Here is an 8,671-nt window from a genome sequence, read left to right as displayed (position 1 = left end):
AGTGCCTCCTGCGCCGACGGCGACAACTGCCGTGCGTCCCCCACCAGTTCACTCACGCAGGGATCAACGACCCAGAACACCTATCGTTTCGGATCAATAACTAGACTGACCCCGTGGTGTGGAAAGAGCCCAGTGCCGCCGAGCGGCGACTGCGTGAGCAGCTTGCGGCGCACGGGCTATCAGTGAGCTGGGCGAAGATCCGCCGATGGCGGGAGTTCGGTGCGCTCCCCTGGAAGAAGCAGCACGGCCTGGGGCGTGGGTCTGGGTCCACCTCGGAGCTCCTCCCGGAGACGTTCGCGGTCGCTGAGGCTCTGGCTTTGGCCACCATCAAGAAGAGGCCCCTGGAGCAGGCGGTACTCCACGTGTTCACCACGCACCCTCGGTTCGATCAGGTCCTTGCGGCCCCGTCAGTACCGCTACCCGAATGTGCGGTTCGACGGGCTCTGGCCTGGTATATGGCCCGGGACGACTCCCATCCACTAGCCGCCATCGAGAAGGCCGCCCAGGCCGCAGGCAACTGCCCCGACAAGGCCATGGACGCCGCCCTGGAGTCGGCTCACCGCTATTTCCCCAAGCTGTACCGCCAGGCGAAGCAAAGAAGGCACCCGCCGGGCACGACAGCGCCCGACAACCTCGCCGACGCCGACGGCCTCGCGACTTTCGCCGTGGCCACGGTGCTCGGCTTCGAGAACTTCGGCGCCGACGCCATCGTGGAGGCAGTCAGTAAGTCGCTGCCGGAACTCGCTGACGAGTACGGCAAACAGGTCTTCGCCCATTTAAGTAAGGCCGTCCGAGAGGCAGAAGGCGACGGCCAGAGCCCATTTCTCCGCCGCCCTCGCTGGCCCTCACTCCAAGACCGAGTCCAGAGAATGGAACAGGTCGAGTATCGAGTGATCTGCACGGTTCGCGACGTGCTGGCGCTTCTCGTAGAAGCCTCCCCTGCGCTGGCTCTGGCCCGGAGAGCAGGGCTCGAAGATCCGGACGCACTGCACATTGAGGCAACTCGGGCCTCAAATCGGCGCACGGACGAATACCTGAGGCGGGCCGAGGCCATCAGCCGCCATCCCGGGGATCTGGCCTGGAAAGACTTCACCGGCCTTCTCCTCAACGTGTGCACTACGCCGCGAAGGCTGAGCACGTTCCAGGAGGATGTGACGGCGCTTGACCCTGCCTTGAACGACGTGCCGGGCCTTGGCCGTCGCATACTCGCGAGCCGCAACCTACCCACCATCAACTCGGAAGACGGCGAGACATGAGGCCCCAAGCGCCACCAGAACACCGCAAACTGACTGCCAAGCTGCGGCGAAGCCGTTGTGACTGAGCTTGACTCTGTCGGGGATCTTGGAGTCGCCGGGGTCAACTGCCCAGAGTTCGCCAGGACTTCAGCCGGGGGATCTCACGCTGGTCGAGGTAGTCCTGGAAAGCAGTCGGCCGGCGGGGCGTCGGGGGTTCCTCGGTCGGTGACAGCCCGCTGAGGCGCTCGATGTTCACGGCGATCGCCGTCAGGACGTGCTGGATGTGGGCCTTTCCCTGCCCTCGGTAGCGGCAGCGGCGCATGCCGTGTCCGTGAGCGAACTCGTTGACCGTGCTCTCCACTCCGGAGCGGACCGCGTAGCGGGCCTTCCACTCGGGTGTCTGTTGTTCCGTGCGGACGCGGAGTTGCAGTTCACGGAGTTCCCGCGGGGGGAATCCCACGGTGCGGACGTTGTCGGTGGTGCTGGTGCACTGGGTGCGGGCCTGGCAGGGGCGGCACTGGCTCTTGGTGAACCGGGCCACGATCAGCGGGGCCGCGGTGGGCGAGGAGGTCGGGTAGGGGCCGTGCCAGCCCGCGCTGACCTGGCCTTGGGGGCAGGTGACCTGCTGGCGGTCGTAGTCGATGTGGAAGTCGTCCCGGGCGAAGCCCTCGCCTCGACGGTGCTGGCGGGTGGGGTTGCTCTTCAGCGGCCCGGAGACGGTGACCTGGTGTTCGCGGGCGGCTTGTTCCAGGTGGGGCAGAGAGGTGTAGCCGGCGTCGACCAGGTGCTCGGCGGGGAGCAGTCCGCGGCGGGCGAGGCGGGTGTGGATGCCGGGCAGGACCTGGCTGTCGTGGGTGGTGGCCGCGGTGGTGGCCACGTCCGTGATCACGTTGGGGCGGTCGGGAGCACAGGTCTCGGTCAGGTGGGCGGTGAACCCCTTCCAGCTGATGATGTGTCCGTGGCGTGCGTAGCGGGCCGACGTGTCGTAGGGGGAGACGATCGCCCGGGAGGAGGGCGGCAGTCCGGGCCCGTCTTCCTTCTCGGCGGTGCGCCAGCGCAGGCGGCCGGCGGCGTCGCGGTGGTAGTTCTGCACCAGGATCTGGCGCAGTGCCTGGATACGAGGACCCGACGCACGGTCGGCTCCGTGCTGGTGGAGGTGTTCCAGGAGTCTGACCGCGTCGTCGCCGGTGGCGAGGATTCTGGTCTTGGGCTTGGTGGGGTTCTTGCCCAGGCGGACCGGACGGCCGTAGCGGCGGCCCCAGTCCTCATCGACCAGCCCGTCGAGCAGGTGGGGAGAGATGCCGGCGACTTCTTCCAGTGCCGCACGGACCGCCTCGGTGACCAGCTCCAGGCGCGTCAGGTCCCGCACTGCGGCCAGGACGTGGGTGGAGTCGGTGCGCTGCGCGGTGCGCTCGCGCACCAGCCCGGCTTCCTTCAGACGGGCCAGCGCCAGGTCGAGAAGGCGGTCGGCCCGGCCGTCCTTGGCGAGACGATCCCGGAAGTCGGCCAGCACGCTGTGATGGAAGCCGGGGTCGTCCAGCTCCATGGCCAGCGCGTACTTGAAATCGATGCGGCAGCGCACCGCCTCGGCGGCCTGCCGGTCCGACAGACCGAGTACGAATTGCAGCACACAGACCGTGGCCAGCTGAGCGGGAGAGAGACCCGGACGCCCGTCGCGCGGGTACCAGCCGGCGAAGTCCTCGTCGCACCACAGGCCATCCAGCCGGTCACGCACCCATATCGCCGTCGTACCGCCCGGATTGCTCGCCCGCGCGACCTGCGCAGTCAGCGGAGGGACTCGCTCACCGGAACGGGGACGGAGGGACAACGGGCACCTCGACAGCTGCATCGGTCTTCGGAACTACCCGAGCATGCCCGTTGACCGTGCTGCCGCACCGGGAAACTCCAAGATCCCCGACAGAGTCAAGCTGAGGCGATGTCCGGCAACAGGCCGGCGAGCATGAACTCCGAGGTGCCCATGGCGAAGACCGCCATGGCAAGCAGGTACAGGGGGAGAGGCATCGAGTGGGCTCCGAGGTGAGGAGAGGCACGAGAGGGTCATCTCGTCACCGCGGCCAGCCCCAAGGACGAACGCACTCGTCCCGCCACAGAATGCGGCGCGACGACAGGGCTACGAGCTCAGTGGTTCAGGGGGCTGACGGCGTGACCGAAAGCCCCCACCTTGTCTGACTCAGGACTCGACATGGCTCGCACGCTACCGGACCGATACCCGTCAAGGCACCTCGGTTTCACCGGCATTGGCCTGTGCCACCGACGTCATGTCCGGCAACAGCAGTTCGTGGTCAGCCGATGCCGCCTGCCGCGAGCAGGCTGCTGACCTGCCGACGCAGCGCACCCTCAAGCTCGGGGTGATCACCCCGTCCGACCATCACCAGCAGTTCCGCCGCCGCGAACAACTGGGACTGGCGGCCTGAGGGGGTGTCGAGCACGTCCGCAAACGTCTCGAAGACACGAGCGGCGACCTCGGGCACCAACAGCGAGTACGCATGCAGCATCGCCGCGTCGAACCCCGCCGGACCCAGGCCCCAGCCTTCCCAGTCCAGCAACACGCAGGTCCCGCATGTCACGTTTGCCCAGTGCATGTCGCCATGACTCGCGGTGAAGACCTTGACCTCGGTCGGCACGGTTCCGTCGCTGACCCAGTTCAGACGGCGGGTCACCAGATCCTGCCGGACCGAGACACGGTCCGTTGCGGTCACAGCGACCGCATCGAGTGACGAGCGGAACTGGCGCCACCACTGATCCGGGAGACTGATCGGTTCCCGCAGTTCAGGAGTGGCCGAGCACACCGACTCCGGGACGAACGTCGACAGTTCCGCGCGAAACCGCAGGCCGTCCTCGGCAGTCTCCCAGATGTCCATGAGTTCCGGCTTGCGGACTCCGGTCACTGCCTGAGCGGTCGCCATTCCGGACCACAACTTCTCCGGCACCTTCTCCGCAGGCGCGGCAACCACCCGCAGCCATGTCTTCCCGTCCGGACGCTCCACCAGCCGACCGAACGTCCGCCCCCGCCAGCCCAAACGCGGCTCACCGCCCGGACGAGCACCGAACTGGGCCGCCGCTTCCTCGAAGACCTTCGCGATCAGCACCTGATCGGGCCCGTCTGGGGTCCACTGCATCAGCTTCTCCTACGGCATCCGGTCCATGAGAACCTCCTCAATATGGCAGGCCCGTCGTCGGCTCCGGACAGTCGTCAACCAAGCACCCGAGGCCCATCCCGGAAGACGAGAAGCAACACGCCTGGACTTGCCACGGAACTGCACTGGGCGAATGTCACAGCACCGCTGAAGGTGTTGGACTGGGAGGGCTGGGGGCGAGCTCCAGAGGGGTTCGACGGCGCCACGCTCTACGCCTACTCGCTGCTTCAGCCGGACACCGCCGCCCGCGTCCGCGCCGCCTTCCCTGTGCTCGGCAGCCCGGCCGGCCTCGCCGCCGAAGCGACCGTGTGTGCCCAGCTGCTCCAGACCGTGGCCCGCGGCGACAACCTGGTCCTCAAGGACCAGCTCCGGCACTGGGCTGACGAAATCCGCCACCGCTGACCAAGCTCCCCCGGGCTTTCACACGGCCGTGGCTCCCCTCCCGGATGCGAGGGGAGCCACGGCCGCCAACGCTGGAACCATGAAGGCCACCGCTACCTGGTCGGGCACCATCGCCTTCCAAAATGCAGCTCAGTACTGATGAGGCCGGCCATATACAGCGCAATAGGTGTGGCGCTATCGCTGGTTCGGGTGATCGGCCGGGTCGGCGGCCCTTCCCGACCCCGGGCGCCTGACCCTGACCACGGGGGTAGTAACCGGCGGGTAGCGCCGTCCAAGGCAGACAGCGTCAGCCACTGACTTCCTGGCGCCTTCCCGCTGCCTCGTTGCGGGCATGAGTCTTTTCCTTCTGACGTATTCGTGCGCGATGCCTTAGGCAGCCTCTACGGTGTTGGCGATCAGTCGGGGCGGGAAGCTGTCCGGAAGTACCTCGGGCGACTGCGCCTCGACGAACGCCGGTGAGTCCAGGGGGTAGAGGTGCGCGTAAGGATCGACAGCGCTGGAGGGAGCACTGACAGTCGGGACGGGCAGTCAGTCGCGCAATTAACTGCCGACTTCGCCGACTGGCTGTCACAGGACCGCGCAGTAGGCCCCCACGTGGAGATCCGCCGGATCCGACCCGAGCCGACCGACGGAGCAATGTCCAGCGACCTGGTCGAATGGCTTAGTCTCGCGGTCTCCTCCGGGTTCTCCGCCGCAGCGTTGGTGTATGCACACAGGACATTCCGCGCCTCACTACCGCCACGCCTCCGCACCAGCGCGCGCATGGTGATTGAACACGGAGACCTGCGTGTGGTGGTGGAAAACGGCAACGAGCAGGATGCAGTCCGCATCGCACGGGCTCTGACAGCTGAAACAGAGCCGACTCAACCCGATGCCGACGGCCCGCCGTCCCCGCCCGCTTCAGCCGGTACTCCGCCAGAAGGCGCGGGCAATGCCGGTTCCTGACCCCGCCTGCAGCCGAGCCGTGTTGATTGGGATCGGAACCTACACCCACGCGGCCCTCGCCCCGCTGCCCGCAGCAGTGTCCGGGGCGCAGCGCCTTGCCGCACTGCTGCGCGACCCGTCCGTGTGGGGTCTGCCTCCCGAGCATGTCACGGAAGTGGGCGTGGAGGCTTCCCCATCACAGGTATTAGCCGCAGTCCGCGACTCGGCTAAGCAGGCCACGGACACGCTACTCGTGTACTTTGCCGGGCACGGACTGCGCGACCGCAACGAACAGCTGTACTTGGCGCTGGCTGATGCGGACGCGGATCACCCGCAGATTGGCACCCTCCTTTACCGCACCGTGCGCGATGTACTGCGACAGGCCGGGTACCGGGCTCGGTACCGGGTTACTGTGCTCGACTGCTGCTACAGCGGTTTGGCTGGCACACAATCTTCCACCAGTATCCCCACCCGCGCCGACCTCGCGCAGGCCCTGGACGAGCCCCCAGCAGAGCAGGCCGATGGCGCGGCGGAGGACTATGGCGACTGCGTCCTGACCTCCGCGCCTCCGACCCAGCCTTCCTTCGTCCCGCCCGGGTCGGCCCTCCCGGAGTTCACCGGCGAGTTGGTCAGCGTTCTGGAACACGGCGTTACCGACGGCGGGTCGCTTCTGAGCCTGGACGACATCTGGCAGCGCGTGCGCCGCCGCATGCGTGATCGAAACAGCCCCGAGCCCCAGCAGTTTGCCCAGAACACCGTCGCTCGCCAGGTCCAGTTCCACAACCGAGCCACTGGACCCACGCCCGGCAGGACAGCCCGCGCCACAGACACCGCTAGCCCATGGCAATCCCAGACAGAAACGGACTACATCCGCAGGCTGACGGCAGCGGGCGGGCGACTTTATGCGGGCGACTTTTACGGGAATATGCAGGCGCTGGACGGGGCAACTGGTGCCCTGCTCTGGTCTCATAGGATTGGACTGGGAGACAGATACTTATTGAATTACGCTCCGGAGGCGGCTGTAACGGATGAGGCCGTTTACATCAGCTCAGGTGACGCGCACCTCCGGGTACTGGACGCGACTACCGGCACTACCCTTTGGACTGCAGAGGGGACCAGACGCTGGCACAAGCGGTTGACGTCCTGCGTGGGACCGGTTGTCGCGGAAGGAACGGTCTGCTTCAGAGGCGGTGATGGCTCCGTTCAGGTGCTAGACGCAGCAACAGGCACACTTCGGTGGACCTTGGCTGGAGCGACCCGCATGTGGGATGGGGTACCACCAGTAGTGGCAGGCGGGGCCCTCTATTTCAGCAGCGCTGACGGATCAGTTCACTCACTGGACGCGATGACCGGGACCACGCGCTGGGTCCGCGGCCTCGAAGGCCACCCCATAGTGCCCCCCGTGGTGGCAGGCGGAATGGTTCACGTCCTTCGTAAGCAGTCCCTGTATGCGCTGGACCTGACCGGCACCATTCGTTGGACGCAGGGCTGGCCGGACTCCACCATCCCCCCTCGTGCCTACATAAAGACGCCTATAGTCGCAGACGGAACGCTCCATATCGACCGCCGAATGAGCCTTCGCGCCTTGGATGCAAGAACCGGCACCACCCGCTGGACCCATGCCATTGATGGCTATCTTTCGAACCCCTTCCCAGTAGAATACGGGATGCTCTACGTCACGTGGAAGCAACAAATACAGGCGCTAGACGCTTGGAGCGGCACCCCACGCTGGACTCACGCCATCAGCAGTGCCGACGGAGGTATCGCGGTGGCAGACGGCAGGCTCTACTTCCGTTCAGCGTGGAACCTGATACAGGCGTTGAACGCGACGACTGGAGGCCATCTGTGGACTCACGCCTTGCCAAACGCCGGTACGGCACCGCTTGTCGTAGCGAACGGACTTGTCTACATCGGTTTTGGTAGTACGGTCTGCGCACTTCATGCTTTGACTGGCAGGGCTTCGGCGTAGTTGCATGATGTCCGGTTCGTGATCATGTCGCCGGGAGGGCGAGCGGGCGCTGTGGGTCGCAAGCGTTGACGGCACGGTCCGCCCGGCATCCGCGAAGGAGCAACCGGCAGGGCAAGTGATCAGCCTGCCCATCCGATGTCGCGGACCTCGATCGCTCCGGCGTGCGGGATGAACTGGATCCAGCAGCGTCGGCCGAACGCCTCCCGGATCTCTTCCACCGAGCCGGGGTCGCGGACGTCGGGCCAGGCTCGAGCCGGGACGTGCTGCCCCTGGAGTGACATGCCCCTCTGGCGCTCGGGTGAGGGAAGGGGCACCCCCTGTCACTACACCCCGCTCCTGGACGCGCAATTTTTGCCTTAGCGTGACCAGAAGAGTGTTACCGCCGGTAAACGAGCGCTGCTAGTTTTTCGCCCGTCCCATCGGAGCAGACTACCACTGGGCCTGGCAGATCGTGTCGGAGAAGGCGAACCTGGAGGGCGCCACACTGTGCGAGCGGGGAATCTCGGATGTCAGTTGCATCCCCGTCGGTGACATCACCGCCGCCGAATAACTGACGCGAGGGCGCCTGGCCTCAGCCGTCCTTCTCGGTGTCGGTCCCGCCGTCACCGCCGCCCGCCGAGCTCCCACTCGTACACCTCACCTTGGTTTTTATGGTCTGAGGTCGAAATGATTCTCGAACTAGGTCGCTCACCTGCGCGTTCGCCGGACGTGGGGGCGGCCTTCGTCTGATCCTGTGCTCCGACCAAGGTGCACCGATCAAGACGAAGGGTCTGTGCGCCGTCACTTTTCGGCACGGTTGCGCCCAGGCCCCATGGACCTGGTCGTGCGTGCGACGGCCTCTCGATCTGGACCTGGCGCCGCGCTGGACATCGCGCGGCGGGAGACCTGAGGTTCCCCCGTTGCGCGAGAGGTGCTGATCAGCTGGTCAGTGAGGGTTGACGGGGTTTCAGGTTCGTCGGTTCGGCCGTCGCCTGCTCGGCGTA

The 8,671-nt window shown here is 66.3% G+C and carries 7 protein-coding genes; 4 read left to right on the top strand and 3 right to left on the bottom strand.

Annotated features, from left to right (window positions below; genetic code table 11):
• Window positions 1-113: 113 nt before the first annotated feature.
• Window positions 114-1,256, top strand: coding sequence for a hypothetical protein (locus P1P70_RS35170; RefSeq protein ID WP_319245093.1), 1,143 nt, complete (start codon window positions 114-116; stop codon window positions 1,254-1,256).
• A gap of 100 nt (window positions 1,257-1,356) precedes the next feature.
• Here P1P70_RS35170 and P1P70_RS35165 read toward each other — a convergent pair whose 3' ends face one another.
• Together P1P70_RS35165 and P1P70_RS35160 are read right to left on the bottom strand one after the other, a co-directional pair.
• On the bottom strand, window positions 1,357-2,970 hold the full coding sequence (locus P1P70_RS35165; protein ID WP_319245092.1) for an IS1182 family transposase: 1,614 nt from the start codon (window positions 2,968-2,970) through the stop codon (window positions 1,357-1,359).
• Window positions 2,971-3,538: 568 nt separating this feature from the next.
• Window positions 3,539-4,375: a hypothetical protein gene (locus P1P70_RS35160; RefSeq protein ID WP_319245091.1), complete on the bottom strand. Its 837-nt coding sequence runs from the start codon at window positions 4,373-4,375 to the stop codon at window positions 3,539-3,541.
• 171 nt (window positions 4,376-4,546) lie between these two features.
• Between P1P70_RS35160 and P1P70_RS35155 the strand changes: the two genes are divergently transcribed.
• The 3 genes from P1P70_RS35155 (at window position 4,547) to P1P70_RS45910 (ending at window position 7,688) form a co-directional block, all read left to right on the top strand.
• Entirely contained in the window at window positions 4,547-4,795 is a 249-nt protein-coding gene (locus P1P70_RS35155; protein WP_319245090.1) for a hypothetical protein, read from the top strand.
• Window positions 4,796-5,269: 474 nt separating this feature from the next.
• A complete protein-coding gene (locus P1P70_RS35150) occupies window positions 5,270-5,740 on the top strand; it encodes an effector-associated constant component EACC1 (protein WP_319245088.1) in 471 nt (156 codons plus the stop codon).
• Window positions 5,667-7,688 carry a caspase, EACC1-associated type gene (locus tag P1P70_RS45910; protein WP_413471619.1) on the top strand — a complete coding sequence of 674 codons (2,022 nt, stop codon included), beginning with the start codon at window positions 5,667-5,669 and terminating at the stop codon, window positions 7,686-7,688. The genes P1P70_RS35150 and P1P70_RS45910 overlap by 74 nt, the downstream gene beginning before the upstream one ends.
• 119 nt (window positions 7,689-7,807) lie before the next feature.
• Here the strand turns inward: P1P70_RS45910 and P1P70_RS35135 are convergent, their stop codons facing one another.
• Window positions 7,808-7,969, bottom strand: coding sequence for a hypothetical protein (locus tag P1P70_RS35135; protein WP_319245095.1), 162 nt, complete (start codon window positions 7,967-7,969; stop codon window positions 7,808-7,810).
• Window positions 7,970-8,671: the final 702 nt, after the last annotated feature.

The sequence above is a fragment of the Streptomyces sp. MB09-02B genome (genome assembly GCF_033794485.1).
GTDB lineage: Bacteria > Actinomycetota > Actinomycetes > Streptomycetales > Streptomycetaceae > Streptomyces.
The sequence above is the reverse complement of the archived record's forward strand: the minus strand, read 5'-3'. Positions and strand labels throughout refer to the sequence as shown.